Here is a 24,718-nt window from a genome sequence, read left to right on the forward strand (position 1 = left end):
GAATGATCCTGCAGGTCAGTGCTGACCGACGTGATTCAACGATGAGCGCATCGCCGCCAAGGCGCGAGCAACTTTTTCGCAGGGCTATGCATAACGTCCAGTAATGCTGAACGGCGCTTGAATGTCACCGTCTGGGAAATTTGCCGAGCATCCATTCACGAAATCTGCGCAACGCATCTTCGTTGTCCGAGTTTTCCTTGCACGCCAGGTAGTGGCAGCTATTGCGCAACTGCACTTGATCCGCAATCGGCCTGACCAGCAGGCCTTTGCCGATGAGTCCACTGACCAGATGGTTCCAGCCCAATGCGATGCCCTGATGGGTGAGCACCATACTGATGATCAAGTTGTAGTCATTGGCATTGAAAATGGCCGGGCTGGCGGCGGGGCGATCGTCCAGGTCAATGGCCTGGAAGGCGAACCATACCCCCCAGTCGACATGCTCCGCGACCTGGGAACGGCCATAGGGACTCAGGTTGAGCAACGCCGAGTCGCGAATACCGTCCAGGGAGGTGATCTCCGGATGCTGCTGCAGATACGCCGGCGTGCACACCGGATAGATCAGGTCGTGGCACAGGTGGTAGTTCTTGTAGCCGTCGCGTATGCGCGCAATCTTGGTGATGAACGCGTCCGGCTGGACGCCGGGCTCCATGGTCAGGAAATTCTGCGTGGTAATCAGGTTGAGCTCGATGCCTTCGCTCTGGGCAAAGAATTCCGGCAGGTTGCTCGACAGCCATAGCGCGGAAAACGCCGGTGAGCAACAGATGGTCAGCACCCGCTTTTCGGATTGCGCGCTACGAATACGCTCGGCGGCCTGGGCGATGTTGACGAACGACAGATGGGCCGCGTCGAAAAACAGCGTCCCTGCCGGGGTCAGTTCCACCGCGCGACCTACACGGGTGAACAGTGCCGCGCCCAGGTGAACTTCGAGTTCCTTGATCTGGCGACTGATCGCCGCCTGGGATACACACAGCGCCTCTGCAGCCCGTGTGAAGCTTTCGTACTTGGCGGCGGCCACGAAGGCCTTGACTGCACGCAGCGAAGGCATCTTGAGCAGAATCGTATCCGGGTCAACGTGCTTCGACATGCTCAACCTCCTGTCAGTACCGCTGTGCTCGGTCGGCGGCGAGGGTATAGCACCCTGGCTTCGCCGTGTCGGTTCGGTGTCGTTTTCGATGCGCCTCGGTCGCTTGCTGGCATGCCCGAGGCCTGCTGCACAACCCATGCAGAACCTATAACCCAACGTTATCGAATAAGGGCTGTAAATGTTGTTGGATCTGAATACACATTGGGCATAGATTGAAAAAACACCCTAATTCCTGGGGGTAAGAATAAAAAACAAGGAAATCGTTGCGATGAACAATTACCCGTACCACTGCCCCTTACAACATGTTTCGCGTTGCCATGATTTGCCTACTGCAATGAGTGCTGCCGCGAAGGAGGCAAGGTATGAATAACGCCGACGATATAATATCCGTACACAATGTATACAAGGTCTTCGGGGCACAACCCAAAGTGGCCATGAATATGTTGCGCGAGGGCGCTTCCAAAGCCGAAGTGTTCGAGAAGACGGGCCAGGTCATCGGCGTGTTCGATGCGAACTTTTCCGTGAAGCGTGGCGAAATCTTCGTGATCATGGGGCTTTCCGGTTCGGGCAAATCCACCATGGTGCGCCTCTTCAACCGGCTGATAGAGCCCACTTCCGGCTCGATATTCCTCAATGGCAAGGAAATCACCGGCCTGGCCGACTAAGATCTGCTGCAAGTGCGCCGCAAGGACATGGGCATGGTCTTCCAGTCGTTTGCCCTAATGCCCCACATGAGCGTGATCGATAACGTGAGCTTCGGCCTCGAGATCAGCGGCGTCAGCGAAAAGGAACGCTACAGCCGTTCAGTGGTGGCCTTGCGGCAGGTGGGGCTGGCCGGGCAAGAACACAGCTACCCGCATCAATTGTCCGGCGGCATGCAGCAGCGCGTCGGGCTGGCACGGGCGCTGGCCAACGACCCGGCCATCCTGCTGATGGACGAAGCGTTCTCGGCACTCGACCCGATGATTCGCAGCGAAATGCAGGGCGAACTGCTCAAGCTACAGGCCGAGCAGAACCGCACCATCATCTTCATTTCCCACGACATTGAAGAAGCCGTTCGGATCGGGCATCGCATTGCGATCATGGAGGGCGGCCGGGTGGTACAGATCGGAACCCCGCGCGAACTGCTCTGCAATCCAGCCAACACGTACGTCAAGGACTTCTTCGAAGGGTTCGATACCAGCCGCATCCTGCGCGCGGGCGATATCGCCCAGTTGGACGCCCGCATCGTCTACGAGCCCGGTCGACACACGCCTATCGATGCGGATGCGCTGCTGCGCGAAATCGTTCCGCTCGTTGCCGCCTCGCACACGCCCATGCCTGTCGTGGACCGTGGGGGTTTGTACAAGGGGACCATCTCGCAAGGTCACCTGCTGAACTGCTTGAGCAGCCGATAAATCCACGATCAGCTTTCGGGTCGTCTCTGAGGTGGGCTATGTCCGACTTTAATCTTCTGGATCCTTTCAAAACCATAAACGTACCGCTCGGGACATGGGTCGAGGGCGTTCTCAAGTATCTCGTTCATAACTTCCGCGATGTATTCCGTTCGATTCGCTGGCCGGTGGATCAGGTACTCGATGGCATCCAGGCAGGCTTGCTTTCGGCGCCGCCTACCGTGTTCATCATCATTGCCGCGCTGATCAGCTGGCAGATCGGCGGCAAGCGAATCGCCTTGTTCACCCTGGCCACCCTCACCGCACTGGGACTGATCGGTGTGTGGGAGGACGCCATGGTCACCCTCGCGCTGGTGCTCACATCGCTGGTCTTCTGTGCCGTCATCGGCATTCCACTGGGGATATTGAGCGCGCGCAGCGATCGGCTCGAGATGATCATTCGTCCGGTACTGGACGCCATGCAAACGCTGCCGGCATTCGTTTACCTGGTGCCGGTGGTCATGCTGTTCGGCATCGGCAACGTGCCCGGAGTGATCGTCACCATCATCTTCTCGGTGGCGCCGTTGGTACGCCTGACCAATCTGGGCATCCGCCAGGTGCCCGAAGACAAGGTCGAGGCCGCCAGGGCGTTCGGTTGCACGGCGACGCAAATGCTCTTGAAGGTCCAACTGCCGCTGGCCGCGCCGACCATGATGGCCGGCCTCAATCAAACGCTCATGCTGTCGCTTTCGATGGTGGTGGTGGCGTCCATGATTTCCGTAGGTGGCCTGGGCCTGATGGTGCTCAGCGGTATCGGCAGGCTGGACATGGGCCTGGCCAGTGTCGGTGGCGCCGGGCTGGTGCTGCTTGCCGTGTTCCTCGATCGACTCACCCAGGCCATGGGCGAGCGCAGCAAGGATCTAGCAACGGGTCAGCGCTGGTACGAAACCGGCCCTGTAGGTCTGCTGATGAAGTTGAAAAAGAAGAAGCCAGTCGAAACTGCGATCACTCATTGATGTGCCTGCTCACCCTATCTAACCCTTGAACGTGGTGACTCATGAACCCTGCAACCCTCCAGAAATCCGCGCTTGCCAGCCTCGCCGCGGCAGTCCTTGGCACCGTTCTGAGCTTCGGGGCGTTCGCCGCCGATGCCAACAAGCCTGGGGACGGCAAGTCGATCACCCCCATCTTTCCATCCATCGCCGAAGAGCGTTTCAGGGGGGAGGTGGCCATAGCCGGCCTGAAAGACCTGGGCTACAACGTCAAGCCACCCAAGGAGGTCGATTACCCGGCGATGTTCCTGGCACTGTCGTACGGTGACGCGGACTTCACCGTGCATGAGTGGGGCGCCTTGCATGAAGGCTTCTACAACAAGGCTGGCGGCGATGAGTCGATGGTCAAGGTCGGCGAAGTGATGAAGGGAGTACTGCAGGGGTACATGATCGACAAGAAAACTGCAGACGCCTACAACATCAAGGACCTGTCGGATCTGAAGAAGCCGGAAATCGCCAAGCTGTTCGACAGCAATGGCGATGGCAAGGCCGACCTGACCGGATGCAACCCGGGGTGGGGGTGCGAAGTCATGGTCGAGTACCACATGAAAGCCTATGGTCTGGAGCCTACGGTGGTTGACAACCGCGGCTCGTACTTCGCCCTCATGGCCGACACCATTGCGCGCTTCGAACAAGGCAAGCCCATCCTGTTCTTCACCTGGGTGCCGCAGTGGATCGCCGGCGTACTGGTGGAGGGCCGCGACGTGGTCTGGCTGCCGGTGCCCTTCACCTCGCTGCCCGATGGCAAGGAATCCAAGGACACTTTCTATAACGGGAAAAACCTGGGCTTCCCGGTAGACACCGTCTACGCGGTGATGAACAAGGAGTTCTCGGAAGAGAATCCGGTGGCCACCAAGTTCCTGTCCGAAGTGCGTATTACCACGGCCGATGAAAGTGCGCAGAACTTGCGCATGCAGAAAGGTGAAAAGTCCTTGGCCGATATCAAGCGGCATGCCGCCGAATGGATCAAGGCGCACCAGGCCGAATACGACGGCTGGCTGGCGGACGCTCGCGCCGCGGCGAAGAAATAGACGCATGACACAGGGGCCGACTGCCCGCCGGGCCCTGTGCCTGCTTGTATCCGGCGACGCCTGACGATGATTGCGTCAGGGCCGCTACACCCTGTCACCGCACTGCCTTGCCGATACGTACGTATCAACGGACCGCGTCCGGCTGCGCGCGTACTTCTCATTGGCGCTGTTACCTGTCCGTGAACTCATGCTGGCGGCAGGCAAACTCAACTATCGATGGTCACGATCATGAAAGTTACTTCGCTGCCTGCGGACGACAAGACCTGTGGTTGGTTTCATCTGAGCTACCCACGCACGCCGATGCCCACTCACTCGGGGCACAGGACTGCGCGTTGGGTCGTGGTAGGCGCAGGATTCACCGGTCTGGCGGCTGCACGGCAGCTGGCGCTGCGCTTTCCCGACGAAGAGATCGTGTTGGTGGAGGCCCAGGAAGTCGGGCTCGGCCCCTCGGGCAGGAATGCCGGTTTCGCCATCGACCTGCCCCACGATATTGCCGCTGAAGATTACATCGGCGATATCGAACTGGCCAAGATCAGCCTCAGGTTGAACCTGGCTGGGCAATTGTCGTTGAAGGAGTTGGTCAGCCAGCACGCGATCGATTGCCAGCTCAAGGCCTGCGGCAAGTATCAGGCGGCAGTCGAGGAGCGCGGCATCGCCGTACTTGAAGCGTATCGCCGGGGACTGGACAAGCTCGACCAGCCCTACCAGATGATCGGCGCCGATGAACTGCCCGATCACCTCGGGACGCGTTTCTACCGAAAGGCCCTGTACACCCCAGGCGCGGTGCTGATCCAACCGTCTGCCTTAGTCAAAGGCCTGGCTGACAGCCTGCCTGCGAACGTTACGCTCTACGAGCGCACGCCGATCACCGATGTCGAGTATGGCGCCAAGACGGTCCTCAGGCATGCCCATGGCAGCATCACCGCCGACAAGCTGGTATTGGCCAACAACTCGTTCGGCATGCGTTTCGGTTTTCTCCAGGGGCGAATGTTGCCGATCTACACCTACGGCAGCATTACCCGTCAGCTGACCGAGGAAGAACAAGCGGCGCTGGGTGGCAAGCCGTTCTGGGGCGCCATTCCGGCGGATCCCTTCGGCACCACGGTCAGGCGCACCCCGGACAACCGGCTGCTCATTCGCAACAGCTTCAGCTTCAATCCCGATGGACGCAGCAATCAGAAATTCAACGACCGCTTCGTGCGTCGTCACAAGGCGTCATTCGATGTGCGCTTTCCCATGTTGCCGCACGTGAACTTCGAATACACCTGGGGCGGCGCCCTGGCGATGTCGCGCAACCACAACGGCTTCTTCGGTGAGCTGGCCCGCAACGTCTACGGTGCCCTGGGTTGCAATGGCCTGGGCGTCACGCGGGGCACCATCACCGGGAAGCTTCTCGCCGACTGGCTGGCCGGCGAACACGACCCCCTGATCGACTACCTGCTCAGTGCGCCGCGGCCCAATACCAACCCGCCGCAACCGTTTCTGTCAGCGGGGGTGAACATGAATTTGAGGTGGGGACAGTACCGCGCCGGACGCGAGAGCTGACGTGTTTCGAAGTGTTCGAGATTCAGACATTCAACTACTGGAGGCTACACCATGAACTTTGACGGCATCTTCACGCCCGCCATCACGCCACTGAAGGCGGACGGCAGTATCGACCCTGTCGCGTTTGCCGAAGTGCTCGAATACCTGATCGATTCGAAAGTGCATGGCGTGATCATCGGCGGCTCCACCGGCGAGTACTACGCGCATTCGCCGCAAGAGCGCATCGAGTTGGCCAAAAAGGCCAGGGACGTCATCGGCACGCGCTTGCCCCTGGTGATCGGCACCGGTGCGATCCGCACCGAAGACTCGGTGCAGTTCGCCGAACAGGCTCGGCAGATCAAGGCCGATGCCATCCTGGTGGGGTCGCCGCCCTATGCACTGCCGACCCAGCATGAAATCGCCGCCCATGTGCTGGCCGTCGACCAGGCCGCCGGGCTACCCATCATGCTCTACAACTATCCCGCACGGATGGGTGTGGCAATGGGCAACGAGTTCTTCGAGGCCGTGGCGCACTGCCCGAATATCGTCGCGATCAAGGAGAGCTCCGGGGAAATGGCGCGGTTGCACCGGCTGGCTACCGCTCACCCTGCCATCCAGATTTCCTGCGGCTGGGACGACCAGGCGCTCGAGTTCTTCGCCTGGGGCGCGCGCAGCTGGGTCTGCGCCGGTTCCAACTTCATTCCCCGCGAACACGTTGCGCTCTATGAAGCCTGTGTGATCGACAAGGACTTCGACAAGGGACGGCGCATCATGGCCGCGATGTTGCCGCTGATGGACTTTCTGGAAACCGGCAAGTTCGTCCAGTCCATCAAGTACGGCAGCGAGCTCAGCGGCCTTCGCGCAGGCGGTGTGCGCGCGCCCCTCAAGGGCCTGGAAGAAGCCGAAAAGGCCGAGCTTGCCGCCGTCGTGAGCACCCTCAAGCAGAACGTTGCCCACATCACTGGGGAGGCATGAAATGACCGAGTTGCTGAGCAAAGAAGGCTATCTGGAACTGGCCGGCCGGCTTGAATACCGTACCCAGGCGTTCGTGGATGGCACATTCCACCCCGCACGGTCGGGCAGGACATTCGCCACCCGCAACCCGGCAACCGGTGCGCATCTTGCCAATGTGGCTGCCTGCGATAGCCAGGATGTCGACCTGGCAGTCGCCAGCGCCAAGGCCGCCTTCGAAGATGGCCGCTGGAGCGCGCTGTCTCCCGCCGCGCGTAAGGCCGTACTGCTCGGTTTCGCCCAGTTGCTGGAAGACAACGCCCACGAATTGGCCGTTCTGGAAAGCCTGGACAGCGGCAAGCCTGTCCGTGAATGCCAAGGCATCGACATTCCCGAAACCATCAACACCATTCGCTGGCACGCCGAGCTGGCCGACAAGATCTACGACGCCACTGCGCCCGTCGGTTCCGGCGCCGTGACCATGGTCGTGCGCGAGCCCATAGGTGTCGTCGGCCTGGTCCTGCCGTGGAATTTCCCGCTGCTCATGCTGGCATGGAAAATCGGTCCTGCACTGGCTGCGGGCTGCTCGGTGGTGGTCAAGCCGGCCGAGGAAACCACGCTGAGCGCGCTGCGAGTGGCTGAGCTTGCGTATCGGGCCGGCATTCCTGCTGGCGTCTTCAACGTCGTTCCGGGCAGTGGCCAGGAGGCAGGCGAACCGATTGGCCGCCATCCGGACGTGGCCATGATCAGCTTCACCGGTTCGACGGATACGGGTCGTCGTTTCCTCAAGTACTCCAGCGAATCCAACCTGAAGCGGGTCGTGCTGGAATGCGGTGGCAAGAATCCAGCGGTGGTGATGGACGATGTGGAAGACGTGGATCAGGTCGCCCAGCACGTGGTCAACGGCGCCTTCTGGAACATGGGCGAAAACTGCTCGGCGTCTTCGCGGCTGATCGTGCACAAGGACATCAAGGAAGCACTCATCAAACGCGTGGTCGTGCACCTGCGCGACTGGCAGATGGGCGACCCACTCGACCCAGAGAACCGTTTGGGGTCGATGATCAGCAAGGCTCACTTCGACAAGGTACGCTCCTACATCGACCAGGCCTCTGACGAGAAGCTCGAGTTTCTGGTCGGCGGAGGTGAAGGCGCGCCCATGTTCGTCGAACCGACGATCATCGATGGCGTCGGGCGCGACAGTCGTCTCTTTCAGGAAGAAATCTTCGGCCCGGTGTTGACCGTGACCACCTTCGACACCGTCGAGCAGGCGATCGAGTTGGCCAACGACACCGCCTACGGCCTGGCCGCGTCGGCCTACACCGGTAATCTGCGCAATGCGCTGAAACTCTCTCGAGGCATCCGCGCCGGCATCGTCACCGTGAACTGCTTCGGCGAGGGTGATGCCTCGACGCCATTCGGCGGGTACAAGGAATCCGGTTTCGGCGGGCGTGATAAATCGATCTGGGCTCATGATCAATACACCGAGATCAAGACCATCTGGATCGACGCGTCGTAACCCTGCCAGTGAGCGCCCCCTCCACCCTATCCCAGGGTCGGGGGTAGCCCGCACCGGGGCAGGCTACAGACGGCGTCACACTTCATAGCGCTGTTCCCTGGAAGGCGGGTAGCCGAAGAAGCTTCGATAGCACTTGCTGAAGTGAGGGCCGGAAACGAAGCCGCACGCGATCGCCACTTCGGTGATCGGCATGCTTGAGTTCTGAATGAGCCGGCGTGCTTCGGTGATGCGCAGGCGCAAGTAGTAGCGCTGCGGTGTGGTGGACAGTTGCTCGCGGAACAGGCGCTGCACCTGTCGCCTGGACAGGTGGACACAAGCGGCCAGTTGTTCCGGATCCAACGATTCTTCCAGGTTCGTCTGCATCAACTGGATGATCTCGCGCAGCGGCCGGCTCAGAGGCTGCTGCCGACCCAGATCCACCTTGCGTGAGCGGGGCTGGTCGTAGTTGAGCAGGTCGGCGATCGCCTCGGCCAATGCCTGCCCGCACTGTTTCTTGAGCCAGTTCACCATGACGTGATAGGCGCCAGTGGGCGTGGCGGCCGTGAGCCTGTCACGATCGATGACGGCCACCTCCGTAGTCACGCTGGCGTAAGGCGAGCGTTCGGACAGCGCAGTGCGTTGCTCTGGGTGAATGGCACAGCGATACCCATCCAGCAGGCCGGCTTTTCCCAGGTACCAGGCGCCGTTCCAGAGCCCGCCGAGCGCCACCGGCGTCCTCGCCAGTTTCTTCAACAACACCGTCAGCCAGGGTGGAGCGACTCGGGTGGTGCGCAGACCGCCACACACGATCAACACATCCAGTTCCGCCATTCGCACGTCGGTAAGGGGTGTGTCCGGTCGGATCGGTATGCCCAGGTCGCTGACCACCTCGGTGCCGTTGCCCGAGAACGTCCGCGTTTTCACCGCGCCCGGCCTGATCATGTTGGCGGTCGACAGAACTGCCAGTGCCTGGGTGAAGCAGGGCAGGGAGAAGCCATCGAGCAACAGAAAGCCAATCACGCAGACCTTGTGATTCGCCCATTGCAGCACTGGGGCGTGCGGATCGGGAAACGTTGCCGTCGATGAGTGTACGGTGTCTGGCAACATGGCTGCTTGATCCTGACGGGTGTATCCAGTCTACGGGCAAGCCCATGGCGCAAGAATCTACATTTTCGCCGGGCTTAGGATGATCCAGGGTTATCAGCGCCGGGCCACTCGACTGACGTTGCCGACCCGCTCTACCGACAAGTCGCGTTGTGTCATGTCATGCGCCAACCGTGCGTAAGCCGGTACCATGGCCATTGTCTGTCGATTCAAAGGAAATCCTGCCCCATGCAAACCGCCTACACCGTGCTGATCCTGCTCATGCTGGTCGGCGTTTTGCGGTTGGTCGCCCGCGTCATTCCCTTGCCATTGCCACTTTTGCAGATTGCAGCCGGGGCGATTCTCGCCTGGCCGACCCTGGGCCTGCACGTGGCGCTGGAGCCCGAGCTGTTCCTGTTTCTGTTCCTGCCGCCGCTGCTGTTCTCCGATGGTTGGCGCATCCCCAAGCGTGACCTGTGGCATTACCGCGGCCCCGTGCTGATGCTGGCCGTGGGGCTGGTGCTGTTCACAGTGCTGGGCGCGGGGTATTTCATTCATTGGCTGCTGCCCGATATCCCCCTGCCGGTGGCCTTCGCCCTGGCCGCCGTGCTGTCACCCACCGATGCGGTGGCAGTATCGGCGATCGCCCAGGACCGTTTGCCGACGCCCCTGATGCGTATCCTGCAAGGCGAGGCATTGATGAACGATGCATCGGGCCTGGTGACCTTCAAGTTCGCCCTGGCCGCGGCGATCACCGGGGTGTTCTCCCTGGCCGATGCCAGCGTGACGTTCGTTCTGGTCGCGGTCGGCGGCCTGGCATTGGGCGTGCTGCTCAGCTGGGTGGTAGGGCGCCTGCGCGTGTGGATGATCGCCCGTGGCTGGGACGATCCAGCCACGCACGTGGTGTTCATGCTGCTGCTGCCGTTCGCCGCCTATGTGCTGGCCGAGCGCCTGGGAGCTTCGGGTATCCTCAGCGCAGTGGCCGCCGGCATGATGCAGAGCTGGCTCGACTTGCTGCCCCGCCAGACCCGCACGCGCATCCTCAACCGCAGCGTCTGGGCCTTGCTGGAGTTCGCCTTCAACGGTCTGATCTTCTTGCTGCTGGGTCTGCAGTTGCCAGACATCGTCAAGGCGGTGATCAGCCACGAGCCCACCCTGTGGCCAGCCTTGTCGTGGCGCTGCCTGGAAGTGCTGGCAATCTTCGGCATCCTGTTGTTGCTGCGCTTCGTCTGGGTCCAGAGCACCTGGCGGGCGATATCGTGGGTACGCCGCCTGCGCGGCAAGACCACCATCACCCGCCTGCCCGACGCACGCTCCTGCGCCTTGCTGACCCTGGGCGGCGTGCGTGGTGCGGTGACCTTGGCCGGTGTCATGTCGGTGCCCTTGCTGATGTCGCCCGGCCAGACCTTTCCCCAGCGTGACCTGCTGATCTTCATCGCCGCCGGTGTCATCCTGCTCTCGCTGGTGGTGGCCTGCATCGCTTTGCCGCTGTTGTTGCGCGGAGTCGCCGCCAGCGATGACCAGAGTGCGCGCCAGGAAGTGCGCGATGCCTGGCGCTACACCGCCGAATCGGCCATCCGTTCGCTGGAAGAGGAAGACCAGGCGCAGAAGGCCACCGAACAGGACGCCAGCCAGGCCGCACTGGCAACCGAACTCAAGGCGCGCATCATGTCCGAGTACCGGCAGCAGTTGGCGGTGTTCGAAGACTCCGCCGAAGCCCAGGCGCTGGCCCGGCAGATGGACCAACTGGAACGCCACCTGCGCATCAAGGCCCTGCGTGCGCAACGCCTGGCGTTGTATGAAATGCGTCGGCAACGCAAGATCGGCGACGACGTCGTGCGTGAAGTGCTGGCCGAACTGGACATGAACGAGGCGAATCTGGGCCGTGGACGCTGAGCGTTGGCCGCAGAGTCGAGCCACTGCTGCGGTGTAACCTCGAAGCCCGGGCCTGGCCATCGACAGAACCCGGCGCCATGTCACCCAGCGGACAATACAATCTCGCTGTATTGCAAGGAACCCGCCCGACCATGCTCAGTGCAGAACTCAAGGCTTTCTACACCGTCGCGCTTTTGGGCAGCGTCACCCAGGCCGCCAAGAAGCTTGGCTTGAGCCAGCCGACGGTCACCACGCAGATTCGGCAACTGGAGAGCCGCTACGCCGTGGAATTGTTCTATCGGGGAGGGCGTCGTTTGACTGTCAGCGACGAGGGCGCCCGACTGTTGCCCAAGGTCAAGGCGCTGTTGCAGCATGAGGCAGATATCGAGTTTCATTTGCGAAACTGCGGCCAGGCCCTTGGCGCACTGAGGATCGGAGCGACGGCGCCTTACTATATCCTCGATCTCATCAAGTCATTTCGCGAGCGGCTGCCACACATCGATGTGTCGGTGCAGATCGGCAACTCCCAGGATGTACTCGAGGCGCTCGAAGACTACCGGGTCGACCTGGCGGCCTCCTCGCAATGGCTCGACGACCCTCGCTTGATGCACCTGGTGCTGGGCACCGATCCTTTGGTACTGGCCGTTCACAAGCAGCACCCGCTGGCCGTGCAAGAGTGTGTACCGCCCAGTGCGTTGGCGGGCCAATGCCTGTTGATGCGCGAACATGGCTCGACCACCAGAACCTTGACCGAGCAGTTTTTGAACACCCATCAGGTTCGCCCAGGCATCGAGCTGGAAATCGGCAGCCGGGAATCCATCCGCGAAGCCGTTCTGCGCAATATCGGCGTGAGCCTGATCGCTCGCCAGGAAGTGCCCGTCAACCCGGATCTGCGGATCATTGCGATAGAAGGCGCGCCGCAGATCGCCGAGTATCTGTATTGCCTCAAGGACCGCAGGCAGGCCCGTTTGCCAGCGGCTTTTCTCGACGTCGCTCGCGACAGCATCGCGCGTCAGCTGTAGCCGTCCTGAAGACTGGGCAAATTCACCAATAGGACTATCGCCAGCTTTTGGCTATCTGCCACATCGTCGTCGCAATAACGCCCTAGCATTGCCTCATCGACACGCATGCCGCACTCCACAGGCGGCGCGTGCTCCACTTGATGAGGTGCCCCATGCTGCGTTCCAGCCCTACTGATGAAGCCTCTCCAGGCGTGACGATACGGATCGCCGGTCTGCGCAAGAACTTCGGCGCGTTCAAGGCGCTGGACGACGTATCCCTGGAGATCTCGCCGGGCGAACTGGTGTGCCTGCTCGGCCCGTCGGGGTGCGGCAAGACCACGTTGTTGCGATGCATCGCAGGGCTGGAACAGCAGAATCGCGGGGCCATCTACATGGGGTCCAGGGATGTCTCCAACCTGCCGCCCCAGGCCAGGGACTATGGCATCGTGTTCCAGTCGTACGCGTTGTTCCCCAATCTCACCGTCGAGCAAAACATCGGCTACGGCCTCGCCGGCAGCGCGCGCGATATCGTTCGTCAGCGGGTCGCTGCCATGCTCGAGCTGGTAGGGCTGACCGGCAGCGAGAAAAAGTATCCGGGCCAGCTCTCCGGTGGTCAGCAACAGCGCGTCGCCCTGGCCCGTGCGCTGGCTCCCGCGCCGTCCTTGCTGTTGCTGGACGAACCGATGTCTGCGCTCGACGCCCAGGTGCGCGAACACCTGTGCACCGAGCTGCGCACGCTGCAGCAGCGGCTTGGCATTACCACCTTGATGGTTACGCATAATCAGGAAGAAGCCATGCTGATGGCCGATCGGATTGCGGTGATGAACCAGGGGCGCATCGAGCAATACGCCAGCCCGCAATCGATCTATGAAAGTCCCGAGACGCCGTTTGTGGCCAACTTCGTGGGGCAGGGCAACTGGTTGGCTTTCGAAGGCAATGGCAATGGTCATGCACAAGTGGGCCCACTTCAGTTGCGACTGGCCGATGCCGTCGCGCCCCGCTGCGTCGGGCGCCTGTTCTGCCGTCCCGAGTCGATCTGCGTGAACCCTCGGCACTCGGAGGAAAACCTGTTCGCGGCGCAGATGCAGGACGTGACCTTTCTCGGCAACCGGTGCCGAATGAGCTTCGAATTCGACGAACTGCCGGGCCAATCGCTGACCGCCGAAATCAGCGCGCGTCAGCTGCCCCCTTCGGGCACACGGCATATCCAGGTGGCCTTGCCGCCACACAGCTTGCAGGTGTTTGCCTGAGATGCTTACCGCCAAGCTATCAGTGAGCGGCAAAGGTCATGCACGCCGGGCTCAGCGCGCCGACCGGGACGACCAGGTATTCGTCGTCGGTGGCAAAGTGCTGTTCTTGCTGCTCCTGGTGATGGCGCTGCTGTTGCCGTTGCTGGCGATCTTCTGGCGCGGTTTCAGCGACGATGCAGGGCAGGGCGGTGGGCTGATCGCAGCGCGGGAGCTGCTGGGCAGCGACAACTTTCACTGGTTGCTGGGTAACAGCCTGCGCGTTTCGGTCAGCGTTGCGCTCATCGTCGTCCCCCTGGCCTACCTGTTTGCCTACGCGCTGCAACGCACCCTGATTCCTGCCAAGGGCCTGTGGCGCGGAATATCCCTGCTGCCACTGCTGGCGCCATCGATGCTGCCCGCCATCGCGCTGATCTACCTTTTCGGTAACCAGGGGCTGCTGCGCGGCCTGTTCACCGACAACATCTACGGGTTCTGGGGCATCGTCATCGGCGAGGTGATCTACACGTTTCCCCACGCCCTGATGATTCTGCTCTCAGCGCTCTCGATGAGCGATGCACGCCTGTTCGACGCGGCCTCGAGCATGGGCGCCAGCACCTGGCGGTCATTCCACAGCATCACCTGGCCCGCGACGCGACAAGCCGTGTTCGCCGCGTTCTGCCTGGTGTTCACCCTGACCATCACTGACTTCGGCGTGCCCGTGATCGTCGGCGGTGACTATCAGGTCCTGGCCATCGAAGCCTACAAGGCAGTGGTCGGTCAGCAACAGTTCGGCCGTGGGGCGCTGATCGGCATGGTGCTCCTGGTGCCCGCACTGATCAGCTTTTCGATGGATGCCTGGTTGCGCCGCCGCCAACGTTCGTCCATGAGTGGCCGGGCGCAGGTACTCACGCCCCAGCCCTCGCGAGGGCGGGACGGTTGCTACCTGTTGATCGTGGTGCTCATCTGCGGCTGCCTGCTGGCGGTGCTGGGCATGGCGGTGTTTTCTTCCCTGGTGAAGTTCTGGCCCTACAACCTTTCGTTGTCGTTCAAGCACTACCTGTTCAGTGAAACCGCAGGCGGGGGATGGCTGGCCTATCGCAACAGCCTGGTACTGGCGAGCTGCAGCGCGGTTGTGGGGAGCGCGCTGATCTTCACCGGGGCCTATCTGATGGAGAAAACCCATGGGCAACCCGCCCTCAACCTGGCCCTGCGCATACTCACCTTCATACCCATGGCCGTGCCGGGCCTGGTGCTAGGCCTGGGCTACGTCTTCTTTTTCAACCTGCCTGACAACCCATTGCACAGCCTCTATGGAAGCATGGCGCTGCTGGTGATCTGCACCATCGCTCATTACCTGACCACCGCGCACATGACGGCAACTACCGCTCTGCGCCAATTGGACAGCGAATTCGAGGCGGCCGCGCGATCGCTCAAGGCTCCCCTGTATCGGCACTACCTGCGCGTCACATTGCCGATTTGCCTGCCCGCGCTGCTGGACATCATTCGCTACTTGTTCGTCTCGGCAATGACCACCGTTTCCGCTGCCATCTTTTTGTACTCGCCAGACAGCATCCTCGCGGCGGTGGCCGTACTGAACATGGACGACGCGGGCAATGTCGGCGGGGCCGCCGCCATGTCGACACTGATCCTGTTCACCTCGGCAGCCGTTTCCCTTTTGCTCGCCTGGGTTTCACGCGGCTTGCTGCGACGTTCACAAGCCTGGCGCCAGAGCACGCCTACCTGCTGATTTTTCGGAGAACACCATGCACTATCAAGCCCCTGCCCAACTGCAAGCGGCCATTCTCGACTGGGCCGGCACCGTCGTCGATTTCGGCTCTTTCGCGCCCACCCGAATTTTTGTGGAAGCCTTCGCCACGTTCGATATCGAACTGAGCCTGGATGAGGCTCGTGGCCCCATGGGCATGGGCAAGTGGGACCACATTCGCAGCCTGTGCGACCAGCCGCAGATCGCGGCGCGCTTCGAGCAGCGTTTTGCCAGGCCACCGAGCGACGCGGACGTGACGGCCATCTACGAGCGCTTCATGCCGCTGCAGATTGCCAATGTCGGCAAGCACAGCGCGCTCATCCCCGGTGCGCTGCCGGCCATCGCGCACATGCGTCAAGCCGGGCTCAAGATCGGCACCACCTCCGGATACCCTCGGCAGGTCATGGACCACGTCGTGGCACTGGCCGCAGTGGCGGGCTATCAGCCCGATCATGTGGTGGCTGCCGACGATCTGCCAACCGGCCGCCCCGGCCCCGCCCAGGCGTTGGCCAACGTCATCGCCCTGACCATCGGTGACGTCGCTGCCTGCGTGAAGGTCGACGACACCTTGCCGGGCATTCTCGAAGGCCGCAGCGCAGGGATGTGGACGGTCGGGCTGCGCTTTTCCGGCAATTTTCTCGGCCTGGACCACCCGGCCTTCCAGGCGCTCACGCCCTCCGAGCTCGATCGGCACAGGCTGCGCATCGATGGCCTGTTCGCCCCGGTACGGCCCGATTACCTGGCCGACACCATTGCCGATCTGCCAGCGATCATCGATCGGATCAACGCACGCATGGCTCGTGGTGAAACCCCCGGCAGCCATTGATAGAACCTGTTCGGCCAACCGATACCGCCTTGTCCACTTCACTCAGGATCAAACCATGTTCAAGCCCCTTGCCTTCGCTGCAGTGTTCGCAGGCTTCAGCCTTCACGCCAGTGCCGCCACCGAGCTCACTGTGTACACCGCACTGGAAGCCGAGCAGCTGCAGACCTATGAAAAAGCGTTCGAGAAAGCCAACCCGGATATCGACATCAAATGGGTGAGGGATTCGACCGGCATCATCACGGCCAAACTGCTGGCCGAAAAAGCTCGCCCGCAAGCCGACGCAGTGTGGGGTCTGGCCGCCTCGAGCCTGGCAATCCTCGATCAGCAAGGCATGCTCGAAGCCTATGCCCCCAAGGATCTGCCCAAGATCGGCGCCAAGTACCGCGACCCGGCCAATCCGCCGGCTTGGGTTGGCATGGATGTCTGGGCCGCCACCATCTGCTTCAACACCATCGAAGCCGAGAAGCAGAACCTGCCGCGCCCCGTGAGCTGGCAAGATCTGACCAACCCGGTCTATCGCGGCAAGATCGTGATGCCAAACCCAGCCTCGTCCGGTACGGGCTTCCTGGACGTCAGCGCCTGGCTGCAAACCTTTGGCGAGGCACAAGGCTGGACCTACATGGACGCGTTGCACCAGAACATCGGGCAGTACGTCCACTCCGGTTCGAAGCCCTGCAAGATGGCCGCAGCCGGTGAGTTCCCTATCGGCATTTCATTCGAATACCCGGCGGTACAGCTCAAACGTCAGGGTGCGCCACTGGACATCATCCTGCCAAAGGAAGGCCTTGGCTGGGAGATCGAGGCCACTGCCGTGATCAAAGGCACCGCCCATCCCGAGGCCGCCAAGCGCCTGGCTGATTTCTCCGCCAGCGCGGCGGGCATGGAACTGTACAAGCAAAACTTCGCGGTGCTGGCCCAGGAAGGCTTGGCCAAGCCTCCCACCGAGCTGCCTGCCGACTACGAGCAGCGCCTGATCAAGAATGACTTCGCCTGGGCCTCGAAAGAGCGCGACAACATTCTGGCCGAATGGCGCAAACGCTATGACGGCAAATCGGCCAAGCCGTAGGGAGTGGGTTGAAATGAATCGGTATGAAAGTGATTTGCTGGTGGTGGGTGCGGGTATTCTCGGGCTTTCCCACGCCTATGCGGCGGCCAGGCGTGGCTTGAAAGTGCGGGTGTTCGAGCGTTCGGCGAGTCCGATCGGCGCGTCGGTGCGCAACTTCGGTCAAGCCCTGGTGACCGGTCAGCCACCGGGCATCATGCTCGACCTGGCCAAAGCCAGCCGCGGTATCTGGGCGAACTGGAGCGCTCGAGCGGGCTTCGAGCTCAAGCGTAACGGCTCGCTGTTGTTCGCCCGTACCGAAGCTGAGGAGAACCTGTTGGCCGCCTTCAGTACAGGACGCGCCACGGAGCACGGCTACCGGATCGAGCTGTTGCGCGGCAAGCCGCTGGACGACTTGTACGGCGGCCGATTCAGCCACCACCGAGCGGCCTTGCACGGCATCGACGACCAGCAACTGTATTCGCGCGAAGCCATACCCAAGCTGGTTGACTATCTGCAGCGCGAGCTGGGCGTGGAGTTTCACTTCTCGACGTTGGTCAATGGCGTCGAGCCCGGAAAGCTGCAGAGCACTGCTGGCCCCTTTCGCGGCCAGCAGGTCGTGGTGTGCTCCGGTCACGATTACCTGACGCTGCTCGCCGAAGCCATGGCTGCGCTGAAGCCCCAGGTGTGCCGTCTACAGATGCTCCGCGCTCGCCCTGTGTCGAACCTGAACCTGCAGCACTCGGTACTTACCGGTTTGAGTTGCGTTCACTACGGGGCTTTCGCCGATCTGCCCGAAGCGGCTGCCATCCGCCACGAAATCGAGCGCGACAGTCCGCACCTCGAAACGCACGGCATTCACTTGCTGATCAGTCCGACACCCTACGGTGACCTGATCATCGGCGATTCCCATGAATACGGTGTGGACGCTTCGCCGTTCAATGCCGAGCAGGTCGACCAGTGGATGCTGGAGCTGGCACAGGACACCCTGGGCTGCAACATTCAGGTAATGGAGCGCTGGCAAGGTGTCTATGGTGCCAAGGGGCCCCAGCCGTTTTCCCGCTTGAACATCGCGCCAGGCTTGAGTGCGACGCTGATGCACAGCGGAGTGGGCATGAGCGTCGGACCGGCCCTGGGCGAGCAGGCGGTGGCGGACATGTTTGGGGCGTTCGCCTGATCTGATGCAGCCGTTGGACAGGTTGTCGATGCGCTTTCAGGGATTGAACACCCGGCCGGTTCTGTGTACTGTATATGCATACAGTAACTCATGCGAGGTCACATCCCATGCGCCGATTATCCAAACTGTGGACTGCCGTTGGTAGCGCTGTACCCGTGGTCGTTGGCTCGGCGCTGGGCGGGCTGGGCCTGGTTGACTTCAATACCGTGCTGGCTATCGCGCTGGTACCGCAGGTGGTTTTTCTGGTGATTGGCGAGTGGCCCGATTTCCAGCGCACCGGCCACCAGCAGGCGTGGGCGCAAGAGGAGTTCGCGCATCTACCGCGTTATACGGTGCGCCCGGTAGTGCGTCGACATCGGCTGATGGACAGTGCGGCCATGAATGAGGCGCTGGCCGAGTTCGACATCAACCAAGCCAGCCTCGGCCACGCACGCTAGGCCATGACCTTGGGGTAGATGCGCCGAGCGAATATCCGGTCGCGGCGGCTCAAGGTATGGTTGATCCCCACTTCCCAGTCGCCCACCGTCTGCTCCTGCAGCACCGAGTAATGCATGATCGACGCGCGATCATAGGCCGTGCCCTTGGCCAGCGCCTTGTCGGTCTTGTCCAGCAGGTTGATGTCGACGGTCTGTTGATCAACGCCCTTGGCGGCGAAGTACGCATACAGCTTGGGGATGTCCCATGGGATGTTTGCCTTGGGGTGCTGATGCTCGTGCAGCAGCCCCAGCACGTGGCCGAACTCGTGCAACACGGTACGCCCGAACAACGGATCGTCCGGTTTGACGCCCAGGGCCATGGTTGCATCCATTGGGCTGGCCAGCAGCGCATCGGTGCCGACCTGACTGTAGTTGTCGTCGCCGTCGGTATAGATACGGATATCGGCAAGCATGCCGTCGACGAAATCGAATTTCAGGTTGGCCGACCGCAGCCACTGCCGCGCCACTTTCTCGATGGCCGCCTTGTGCGCAATAGGGGTGTCGTTGAAGAAACCAATGGTCAGCGTGCGGCCGGGCGCCCAGAATTTCGAGAACTGGCCCAGGGCGCGCTTTGAGCGTCCGTTCGCCGAGGCACTCAGCGCATTGGTCGGGCGTTCGGCCATGGCGACGCGGCGTGATGCCTCGACATCCAGTTCAGGAAGGGTCTTGCAGAACAGGGGATTGCACATCATCGATGACTCCTTGAAAAGAGCCACCGATGATGTCGTTCAAACGCCATGCAAAAGCGTAGCTATGTGTTATCGACGCTCGAGAAAGCGCCGGATGCGCTGGGCGGCTTCGACACACTCGCTCAGTGGTGCGACCAGCGCCATGCGCACGCGGCCGGCGCCTGGGTTGAGCCCATCGACGTCGCGCGACAGGTAGGAGCCGGGCACCACGGTGACGTGCTCCTGCTCGAACAGCTCGCGGCAGAACTGCGCGTCGTCCATGGGCACCTTGGCCCACAGGTAGAAGCTGCCGTCGGGGCGCTTGACGTCCATTACCGGCGTGAGGATATCCAGCACGGCATCGAATTTCTCCCGGTACAGGTCGCGGTTGGCCAGTACGTGGGCTTCGTCTTCCCAGGCGGCGATGCTGGCCAGTTGGGTCTGCACGGGCATCGCACAGCCGTGATAGGTGCGGTACAGCAGGAAGGCCTTGAGAATGTCGGCGTCGCCGGCCACGAAGCCCGAGCGCAAACCCGGCAGGTTGGAGCGCTTGGACAGGCTGTGGAACACCACGCACCGCTTGAAATCGCTGCGCCCCAGCTCGGCACAGGCGGTCAGCAGGCCGGGCGGTGGCGCGTCTTCGTCGAAGTACAGCTCGCTGTAGCACTCGTCCGCAGCGATCACGAAGTCATGCTCGTCGGCCAGGGCGATGAGTTTCTTCAAGGTCGGCATCGGCACCAGGGCACCGGTTGGATTGCCGGGCGAGCACAGGAACAGGATCTGGCAGCGCTGCCAGACCTCGGCCGGTACCGCGTCGAAATCCGGGTTGAAGCCGTTCTGGTCCAGGCAAGGCAGGTAGTGCGGTGTGGTACCGGCGAGCAGGGCGGCGCCTTCGTAGATCTGGTAGAACGGGTTGGGGCTGACCACCAGCCCGTCGACGTCACGCTGTGCAACGGTCTGGGTGAAGGCAAACAGCGCTTCGCGGGTGCCGTTGACCGGCAATACGTGGCGCGCCGGATCCAGCCAGCCCGCCGGGACCTGGAAGCGTCGTTCGCACCACGCGGCGATGGCTTCGCGCAGTGCTGGAATGCCCTGGGTGGTCGGGTACACCGCCATCTGGTCGAGGTTGTCGGCCAGTGCCTGCTTCACGAAGGCTGGCGAGGCGTGCTTGGGTTCGCCAATGGACAGGGCGATCGGACGTTTGTCCGCAGCGGCCGTGACGCCCGCCAGCAAGGCGCGCAATTTCTCGAAAGGGTAGGGCTGCAGCTGGTTCAACGCGTGGTTCATATCAAATGCTCAAACGGGACAGCTCGACGCCGGGCGCCTGGCTGACACTGAGTTGGTCGATGATGGTGGCCTGCAGCCGACTGCACAGTTGCGGGTCGGACAGGGGCAGATTGTTCGCATCGGTAATGAAGAACACGTCTTCCACGCGTTCGCCCAGCGTGGAAACCTTGGCGTTCTGCAACGACAGGTCGAACTCCAGGAAGATCTTGCCGATGCGTGCCAGCAGGCCGGGCCTGTCGGGCGCGCTCAGCTCCAGGATGGTGACCGGACGCTGGGCATCGTTCTGGATGGTGACCTGCGGGGGGAACGCGAAATGCTTGAGCTGACGCGGCACGCGGCGATGAATGATGTTGGGGTAGTCATCGGGGTTGCGCAGCGCATCGCTGAGGCCCTGGCGAATCTGCGCGATGCGGCGCGGGTCGTTGCCGATCGAGCCGCCGTCGTTGTCCAGCACGATGTAGGTATCGAGCGTGAACTGGCTGCTGGAGGTGATGATGCGGGCGTCGTGGATGTTCAGGTTGAGCTGGTCCATGGCCGCCACCGTCACCGCGAAGAAATCGTGCTGGTCGGGCGCGTAGATGAAGATCTGCGTGCCGCCCTCGAAGTCGCGCTGGGTGGTTTCCTTGATCAGCACCAGCGGATCGCCATTGGCGGGCTGCTGCAGGATGGCATCGGTATGCCAGGCCACGTCGCCGGCGTTGTGGCGCAGAAAATAGTCGTCGCCCAGCTGCGACCAGAGCTGCTCGATGTCGTCCTGATCGGTGCCGCCGCGTACCAGTATCTCCAGCGCCGCGCTCTGCGTGCGGCGGATCTGTTCTTCGCGATCCAGCGGGTTCTCCAGGCCGCGACGCAAGGCGCGCTTGGTTTCGGTGTACAACTGGCGCAGCAAGCTGGCACGCCAGGAGTTCCACAGGCTGGGATTGGTCGCGTTGATGTCGGCCACGGTGAGCACGTAGAGGTAGTCCAGGTGCACCTCGTCGCCCACCTGCTGGGCGAAGTCATGGATGACCTGCGGGTCGGACAGGTCCTTGCGCTGCGCGGTGGTCGACATCACCAGATGGTTCTGCACCAGCCAGACGATCAGGCGGCTGTCCCAGGCGGGCAACTGGTGGCGCTGGCAGAACCGCGCGGCATCCACTGCGCCAAGCTCGGAATGGTCGCCGTTGCGACCTTTGCCGATGTCATGGTACAGCCCGGCGAGGTAGATCAGCTCCGGCTTGGGCAGGCGCTCCATGACCTTGCTGGCCAGCGGGAATTTCTCCGAAACCTGGGTGTACTGCAGCTTGCGCAGGTGCTTGATCAGGTTGAGCGTGTGCGCATCCACTGTATAGATGTGGAACAGGTCGTGTTGCATCTGGCCGATGATATCGCCGAACTCGGGCAGGTAGCGGCCCAGGATGCCGTAACGATTCATGCGGCGCAGGTTGCGGTGAATGCCGACTTCGCACTTGAACAGCTCGATGAACAGGCTGGTGTTGCGGATATCGTTGCGGAAGCTGTCGTCGATCAGGTGGCGATGCTCGCGCAGCAGGCGGATGGTGTCCGCGCGCACGCCCTTGATCTCCGGGTTCTGCGCCATCAGCACGAAGATTTCCAGCATGGCGAACGGTGTGCGCTTGAAGACCTGGGTGTGGGTGGCCTCGATGTAGCCATCGTGCAGCTGGAAGCGCGAATTGATCGGCACCGTGGAGCCGGCTTCGGGGTCGCCGAGAATCACTTCCTCGAAATGCTGGATGATCAGGTCGCTGAGTTCGGCGATGCTCATCACCACGCGGTAGTACTTCTGCATGAACCGCTCGATGGCCAGTTTCGCATCGCTGTCCTTGTAGCCCAGCAAGCCGGCAATGGAGCGTTGGTGATCGAACAGCAGGCGATCTTCCGCACGCCCGGCAAGCATGTGCAGGGCATAGCGCACCTTCCAGAGGAATTCCTGGGAAGAGGCCAGCAGGTTGTTCTCGCTCTCTACCAGAAAGCCTTCCCCGGCCAGCGCGTGCAGGTTCAGCGTGCCGAACTGGCGGCGCGCCACCCACAGCAGGGTCTGGATATCGCGCAGGCCACCGGGCGAGCCCTTGACGTTGGGTTCCAGGTTGTACTCGGTGTCGTTGTACTTGTGGTGGCGGGCGTTCTGCTCGGCGCGCTTGGCCAGGAAGAACTCGCGGCTGGGCCACATCCGCTCGGTGCTGGTGACCTCGAGCATGCGCTTGCGCAGCCGTTCCGGGCCGGCGATGGTGCGGCTTTCCATCAGGTTGGTGATGACCGTGATGTCGGCGCGCGCCTGCTCGGCGCATTCATCTATGGAGCGCACGCTCTGGCCCACTTCCAGGCCGATGTCCCACAGCAGCGTGAGAAAGCGCTCGATCGAATCGCGGAACACCTCGTAGTCGGCGCTCTCGAGCAGGATCATCAGGTCGATGTCGGAGTAGGGGTGCAGCTCGCCGCGGCCATAGCCGCCCACGGCGACCAGGGCGATGTCGGCATCCTCGTCCCAGTCGAACTGGCTCCACGCGCGCTCCAGAATGTTGTCGACGAACCAGGCACGGTCTTCGATCAGCCGGCGAATGTCACGGCCGTTGCGAAAACGCTCGTCGAGCACATCGTGCGCCTGGCGAATCGCCTTCTTGAAGGCTGCGATAGGGCTGGCCTTGAGCGCCAGTTCGGCCTGGAACTGGCCGCGATCGAACAACTCCGGATCCACCTGCGGCATGTCGTATTCCTGAAGAGATTAGTGGCCTGAACGGGTTGCCCGCACGCGTGGCTTCACGCCGAGACGCGGGGGATGGTGTCGTCGCTGCGCAAGGTGAAGATTTCGTAGCCGCTGGCGGTCACCACCAGGGTGTGCTCCCACTGCGCGGACAGCTTGCGGTCCTTGGTAATGGCCGTCCAGCCATCGCCCAGCACCTTGGTGTCGGCCTTGCCCTGGTTGATCATCGGCTCGATGGTGAAGGTCATGCCTTCCTTGAGCTCCATGCCAGTGCCGGCACGCCCGTAGTGCAGCACCTGCGGTTCTTCGTGAAACACCTTGCCGATGCCGTGGCCGCAGAATTCGCGTACCACGGAAAAACCGTTCTTCTCGGCGTGCTTCTGGATGACTTCGCCGATGTCGCCCAGGCGGCATCCGGGCTTGACCAGCTCGATGGCCTTGTACAGGCATTCCTGGGTCACCTGCGACAGGCGCTCGGCCCACACCGGCACGCTGCCGACGTGGAACATGCGGCTGGTGTCGCCGTGGTAGCCGTCCTTGATCACGGTGACGTCGATGTTCAGCACGTCGCCATTCTTCAGCGGCTTGTCGTTGGGAATGCCGTGGCAGACCACATGGTTGATCGAGGTGCAGATCGACTTGGGGTAACCCTTGTAGTTGAGCGGGGCAGGGATGGCCTGTTGCTCGTTGACGATGTAGTCGTGGCACAGGCGGTCGAGCTCTTCGGTAGTGACACCGGGCTTGACGTGAGGCGCGATCATCTCCAGCACATCGGCCGCCAGGCGGCCGGCAATTCGCATCTTCTCGATGTCTTCGGGGGTCTTGATGGTAACGGTCATTCGGGGCTCTCTGAGCGCTTGCGCGCGTTCGCAGGCTGGAAATCGAGGCGATTCTACCAGAGCCGCCGCAGACTGCCGCGCGGCGCTGGCGGCGCCTCTATATAAGAGGTGATGGCGTGCATTGTCGCGCGAATCAGGCAGCGGCGCAAAAGCCGTTGTGCATCGACGCTATTTCAGGTTTCTATATCGGGGCGGCTATGGTATAAAATGCGCCGCTTTCCGGGGATGCCCTGGAAGCA

General features: G+C 62.0%; 19 protein-coding genes and 1 pseudogene. 14 read left to right on the top strand and 6 right to left on the bottom strand.

The window, feature by feature from the left end; all coding sequences use genetic code 11:
- Window positions 1-124 precede the first annotated feature (124 nt).
- Window positions 125-1,084, bottom strand: a complete 960-nt coding sequence (locus IFT76_RS07810; RefSeq protein WP_192052768.1) for a LysR family transcriptional regulator — start codon at window positions 1,082-1,084, stop codon at window positions 125-127.
- A 362-nt stretch (window positions 1,085-1,446) separates the two neighbouring features.
- On the opposite strand from IFT76_RS07810, the pseudogene IFT76_RS07815 reads away from it, so the two are divergent.
- The 6 genes and pseudogenes from IFT76_RS07815 to IFT76_RS07840 all read left to right on the top strand — a co-directional run bounded on the left by IFT76_RS07815 (window position 1,447) and on the right by IFT76_RS07840 (window position 8,531).
- Window positions 1,447-2,481, top strand: a pseudogene (locus IFT76_RS07815) (quaternary amine ABC transporter ATP-binding protein).
- A gap of 38 nt (window positions 2,482-2,519) precedes the next feature.
- The gene (proW, locus tag IFT76_RS07820) at window positions 2,520-3,473 is read left to right on the top strand and encodes a glycine betaine/L-proline ABC transporter permease ProW (protein WP_122476616.1); all 954 of its coding nucleotides are present in this window, start codon (window positions 2,520-2,522) and stop codon (window positions 3,471-3,473) included.
- Between the two features lie 41 nt (window positions 3,474-3,514).
- Window positions 3,515-4,540, top strand: coding sequence for a glycine betaine/L-proline ABC transporter substrate-binding protein ProX (proX, locus tag IFT76_RS07825; RefSeq protein ID WP_192057836.1), 1,026 nt, complete (start codon window positions 3,515-3,517; stop codon window positions 4,538-4,540).
- A 225-nt stretch (window positions 4,541-4,765) separates the two neighbouring features.
- A complete protein-coding gene (locus tag IFT76_RS07830) occupies window positions 4,766-6,085 on the top strand; it encodes an FAD-dependent oxidoreductase (RefSeq protein ID WP_192058283.1) in 1,320 nt (439 codons plus the stop codon).
- Window positions 6,086-6,136: 51 nt separating this feature from the next.
- Window positions 6,137-7,039, top strand: coding sequence for a dihydrodipicolinate synthase family protein (locus IFT76_RS07835; RefSeq protein ID WP_192057837.1), 903 nt, complete (start codon window positions 6,137-6,139; stop codon window positions 7,037-7,039).
- A gap of 1 nt (window position 7,040) precedes the next feature.
- Window positions 7,041-8,531, top strand: a complete 1,491-nt coding sequence (locus IFT76_RS07840; RefSeq protein ID WP_192057838.1) for an aldehyde dehydrogenase — start codon at window positions 7,041-7,043, stop codon at window positions 8,529-8,531.
- Window positions 8,532-8,606: 75 nt separating this feature from the next.
- Here the strand turns inward: IFT76_RS07840 and IFT76_RS07845 are convergent, their stop codons facing one another.
- Window positions 8,607-9,617: a GlxA family transcriptional regulator gene (locus tag IFT76_RS07845; RefSeq protein WP_192057839.1), complete on the bottom strand. Its 1,011-nt coding sequence runs from the start codon at window positions 9,615-9,617 to the stop codon at window positions 8,607-8,609.
- Window positions 9,618-9,842: 225 nt separating this feature from the next.
- On the opposite strand from IFT76_RS07845, the gene IFT76_RS07850 reads away from it, so the two are divergent.
- From IFT76_RS07850 to IFT76_RS07885, 8 genes are all read left to right on the top strand, one after another.
- Window positions 9,843-11,489, top strand: coding sequence for a Na+/H+ antiporter (locus tag IFT76_RS07850; protein WP_192057840.1), 1,647 nt, complete (start codon window positions 9,843-9,845; stop codon window positions 11,487-11,489).
- A 131-nt stretch (window positions 11,490-11,620) separates the two neighbouring features.
- Window positions 11,621-12,490 (top strand): LysR substrate-binding domain-containing protein, encoded by an 870-nt coding sequence (locus IFT76_RS07855; protein WP_192057841.1) that lies wholly within the window; start codon window positions 11,621-11,623, stop codon window positions 12,488-12,490.
- Between the two features lie 152 nt (window positions 12,491-12,642).
- The gene (locus IFT76_RS07860) at window positions 12,643-13,719 is read left to right on the top strand and encodes a putative 2-aminoethylphosphonate ABC transporter ATP-binding protein (protein WP_192057842.1); all 1,077 of its coding nucleotides are present in this window, start codon (window positions 12,643-12,645) and stop codon (window positions 13,717-13,719) included.
- Window position 13,720: 1 nt separating this feature from the next.
- Window positions 13,721-15,445: a putative 2-aminoethylphosphonate ABC transporter permease subunit gene (locus tag IFT76_RS07865; protein WP_192057843.1), complete on the top strand. Its 1,725-nt coding sequence runs from the start codon at window positions 13,721-13,723 to the stop codon at window positions 15,443-15,445.
- A 16-nt stretch (window positions 15,446-15,461) separates the two neighbouring features.
- Window positions 15,462-16,289, top strand: a complete 828-nt coding sequence (gene phnX, locus IFT76_RS07870) for a phosphonoacetaldehyde hydrolase (protein ID WP_192057844.1) — start codon at window positions 15,462-15,464, stop codon at window positions 16,287-16,289.
- A gap of 55 nt (window positions 16,290-16,344) precedes the next feature.
- Entirely contained in the window at window positions 16,345-17,355 is a 1,011-nt protein-coding gene (locus tag IFT76_RS07875; protein WP_122476599.1) for a putative 2-aminoethylphosphonate ABC transporter substrate-binding protein, read from the top strand.
- A gap of 13 nt (window positions 17,356-17,368) precedes the next feature.
- Entirely contained in the window at window positions 17,369-18,508 is a 1,140-nt protein-coding gene (locus IFT76_RS07880; protein WP_192057845.1) for a TIGR03364 family FAD-dependent oxidoreductase, read from the top strand.
- 107 nt (window positions 18,509-18,615) lie between these two features.
- The gene (locus IFT76_RS07885) at window positions 18,616-18,945 is read left to right on the top strand and encodes a hypothetical protein (RefSeq protein ID WP_192057846.1); all 330 of its coding nucleotides are present in this window, start codon (window positions 18,616-18,618) and stop codon (window positions 18,943-18,945) included.
- Here the strand turns inward: IFT76_RS07885 and IFT76_RS07890 are convergent.
- From IFT76_RS07890 to map, 4 genes are all read right to left on the bottom strand, one after another.
- Window positions 18,942-19,676 (bottom strand): M12 family metallopeptidase, encoded by a 735-nt coding sequence (locus IFT76_RS07890; RefSeq protein ID WP_192057847.1) that lies wholly within the window; start codon window positions 19,674-19,676, stop codon window positions 18,942-18,944. The two genes, IFT76_RS07885 and IFT76_RS07890, sit on opposite strands and share 4 nt — an antisense overlap.
- A 66-nt stretch (window positions 19,677-19,742) precedes the next feature.
- The gene (dapC, locus tag IFT76_RS07895; protein WP_192057848.1) at window positions 19,743-20,939 is read right to left on the bottom strand and encodes a succinyldiaminopimelate transaminase; all 1,197 of its coding nucleotides are present in this window, start codon (window positions 20,937-20,939) and stop codon (window positions 19,743-19,745) included.
- A 1-nt stretch (window position 20,940) separates the two neighbouring features.
- The gene (locus IFT76_RS07900; protein WP_192057849.1) at window positions 20,941-23,643 is read right to left on the bottom strand and encodes a [protein-PII] uridylyltransferase; all 2,703 of its coding nucleotides are present in this window, start codon (window positions 23,641-23,643) and stop codon (window positions 20,941-20,943) included.
- 53 nt (window positions 23,644-23,696) lie between these two features.
- Entirely contained in the window at window positions 23,697-24,479 is a 783-nt protein-coding gene (gene map / locus IFT76_RS07905; RefSeq protein WP_122476589.1) for a type I methionyl aminopeptidase, read from the bottom strand.
- Window positions 24,480-24,718: the final 239 nt, after the last annotated feature.

The sequence above is a fragment of the Pseudomonas sp. CFBP 13727 genome, assembly GCF_014841915.1.
GTDB classification, from domain to species: Bacteria; Pseudomonadota; Gammaproteobacteria; order Pseudomonadales; family Pseudomonadaceae; genus Aquipseudomonas; species Aquipseudomonas baltica.

Excerpts from the sequence above, each read along its gene's own strand:
- IFT76_RS07810 (WP_192052768.1), bottom strand. The coding sequence starts at position 1,084 with ATGTCGAAGCACGTTGACCCGGATACGATTCTGCTCAAGATGCCTTCG.
- proW (WP_122476616.1), top strand. The coding sequence starts at position 2,520 with ATGTCCGACTTTAATCTTCTGGATCCTTTCAAAACCATAAACGTACCG.
- proX (WP_192057836.1), top strand. The coding sequence starts at position 3,515 with ATGAACCCTGCAACCCTCCAGAAATCCGCGCTTGCCAGCCTCGCCGCG.
- IFT76_RS07835 (WP_192057837.1), top strand. The coding sequence starts at position 6,137 with ATGAACTTTGACGGCATCTTCACGCCCGCCATCACGCCACTGAAGGCG.
- IFT76_RS07840 (WP_192057838.1), top strand. The coding sequence starts at position 7,041 with ATGACCGAGTTGCTGAGCAAAGAAGGCTATCTGGAACTGGCCGGCCGG.
- IFT76_RS07845 (WP_192057839.1), bottom strand. The coding sequence starts at position 9,617 with ATGTTGCCAGACACCGTACACTCATCGACGGCAACGTTTCCCGATCCG.
- IFT76_RS07850 (WP_192057840.1), top strand. The coding sequence starts at position 9,843 with ATGCAAACCGCCTACACCGTGCTGATCCTGCTCATGCTGGTCGGCGTT.
- IFT76_RS07855 (WP_192057841.1), top strand. The coding sequence starts at position 11,621 with ATGCTCAGTGCAGAACTCAAGGCTTTCTACACCGTCGCGCTTTTGGGC.
- IFT76_RS07860 (WP_192057842.1), top strand. The coding sequence starts at position 12,643 with ATGCTGCGTTCCAGCCCTACTGATGAAGCCTCTCCAGGCGTGACGATA.
- IFT76_RS07865 (WP_192057843.1), top strand. The coding sequence starts at position 13,721 with ATGCTTACCGCCAAGCTATCAGTGAGCGGCAAAGGTCATGCACGCCGG.
- phnX (WP_192057844.1), top strand. The coding sequence starts at position 15,462 with ATGCACTATCAAGCCCCTGCCCAACTGCAAGCGGCCATTCTCGACTGG.
- IFT76_RS07875 (WP_122476599.1), top strand. The coding sequence starts at position 16,345 with ATGTTCAAGCCCCTTGCCTTCGCTGCAGTGTTCGCAGGCTTCAGCCTT.
- IFT76_RS07880 (WP_192057845.1), top strand. The coding sequence starts at position 17,369 with ATGAATCGGTATGAAAGTGATTTGCTGGTGGTGGGTGCGGGTATTCTC.
- IFT76_RS07885 (WP_192057846.1), top strand. The coding sequence starts at position 18,616 with ATGCGCCGATTATCCAAACTGTGGACTGCCGTTGGTAGCGCTGTACCC.
- IFT76_RS07890 (WP_192057847.1), bottom strand. The coding sequence starts at position 19,676 with ATGATGTGCAATCCCCTGTTCTGCAAGACCCTTCCTGAACTGGATGTC.
- dapC (WP_192057848.1), bottom strand. The coding sequence starts at position 20,939 with ATGAACCACGCGTTGAACCAGCTGCAGCCCTACCCTTTCGAGAAATTG.
- IFT76_RS07900 (WP_192057849.1), bottom strand. The coding sequence starts at position 23,643 with ATGCCGCAGGTGGATCCGGAGTTGTTCGATCGCGGCCAGTTCCAGGCC.
- map (WP_122476589.1), bottom strand. The coding sequence starts at position 24,479 with ATGACCGTTACCATCAAGACCCCCGAAGACATCGAGAAGATGCGAATT.